The 1,351-nt window shown below is 70.4% G+C and carries 1 protein-coding gene and 1 pseudogene; both read right to left on the bottom strand.

All coding sequences use genetic code 11. The annotated features are described in order from the left end of the window. Nucleotides 1-119 precede the first annotated feature (119 nt). Nucleotides 120-546 (bottom strand): annotated as a pseudogene (locus tag ABZ885_RS41260) (DUF6879 family protein); the annotation flags it as partial. Next, the gene (locus tag ABZ885_RS41255; RefSeq protein WP_360200365.1) at nt 518-820 is read right to left on the bottom strand and encodes a hypothetical protein; all 303 of its coding nucleotides are present in this window, start codon (nt 818-820) and stop codon (nt 518-520) included. The gene ABZ885_RS41255 and the pseudogene ABZ885_RS41260, both read right to left, overlap by 29 nt. Nucleotides 821-1,351: the final 531 nt, after the last annotated feature.

Raw genomic sequence — 1,351 nt, 5'->3', positions numbered from 1 at the left:
GCTACGTCACGCCACTCGAGACCCGCCAGCGGCACCGGCAAGGTCACACCCTCGCAGCGTAGACGGAAAGTGTCCAACCGCAGGGTGGAACTTCAGTCCTCGGTGTAGGAGGTACGCGGGTCGGCCCAGTCGCCGTCCCCGGTGAAGTGGTTGAACCGCGCACCCCGGTCGTCGAACAGCCAGAAATCGCTGCCGGGCAGTGCCAGGGTCGCAGGCGTTGCGGCGCGGCAGCCACCGGACCTGCTCACCGGCCGTGATGTTGACCGGGGCCATGGCGTGCAGGTAGCGCGTGTAGAGCGTGACCGGCTCGGACACGATCCGGGCCCGGCGGATGACCACGCCCCGCGCCGTCGCCTCGCGCACCATGGCCGTCCAGTACTGCCAGTACTGCGACTCCGGGTCGAGATCGGACTCGCCGGTCAGCCGGAACCGCTCGACAGCGTCGGCCTCGTCCGCGACCGCGTAGCTGTCGCGCAGCTCCAGGTGGACCGCCGAATACCGTGCAGCGGCCAGCAGGTCAGAGAAGCCCATCGCGCTCTGCGTCATCGCATGCCTTTCGCAAGATCGGGATCATCCGGGTGGGGATCCACACCACGGCCTCGTGGCCCGGGATGCCGGCCTCGTAGTCCGGCGCCCAGCTCCGCCCGCCGACCTCGGCCTCCAGATCCTCCTCGGCCTTCACGCCCTGGAACACGAGCCTGCGGTTGGCGCGGTCGAGCCACACCGTCGGTGACCCCTCCTTACCCGTCTCCGGGTCGATCCCGATGAAATCTAGCCCCATGACGCCCTCCGGAACCAAACCAGTTGCGATCACTTGCACGTCACCGTTCCGCAGGGCTGACGGACCGTCAAGGGCGCGGCACAGCCAGGCGGCACGCGCCGCCGCTCACAGTCCGAGTTCGCAGGGCCTGGCTTCCGCCGGAGTGCTGGACACTCCAGCCGGCCCGGGCCGGCCGGCGGGCCCAGCGGCAGGGTGAGGCCACCGGCGGCGGCAAGGAACGCCATGTTGACGTCCAGTCCGACCCCGTACAGCGCCATCTTCTTCTCGTCGTCGGTGAGCCCCCGAAACCAGTGCCACGCCTCGGTCACCAGCTCGCCGCCCGACGCCTTCGGGCCATGCCGACACCCACCGAACCGGTCACCGAGCCGGCCGAACCGCGTCCTGACTCCTCACGTCAGCACTTCCGTCGACCAGAGAGCACGCCCAGCACGGCCTGCAGCAGGATCCGCATGTCCAGGGAGTAGGACCAGTGGTCGAGCGCCGTCCCGCGCCGCCGCGCCACCGGCCGGGCCGGGTGGACGGATTTCGGCGGCTGGGCCGGCCCTTCGCCGGCCTTCTCGGCGACGGCCC

Source organism: Kitasatospora sp. NPDC047058 (genome assembly GCF_040643935.1).
Classification (GTDB): Bacteria; Actinomycetota; Actinomycetes; order Streptomycetales; family Streptomycetaceae; genus Kitasatospora.
The sequence above is the reverse complement of the archived record's forward strand: the minus strand, read 5'-3'. Positions and strand labels throughout refer to the sequence as shown.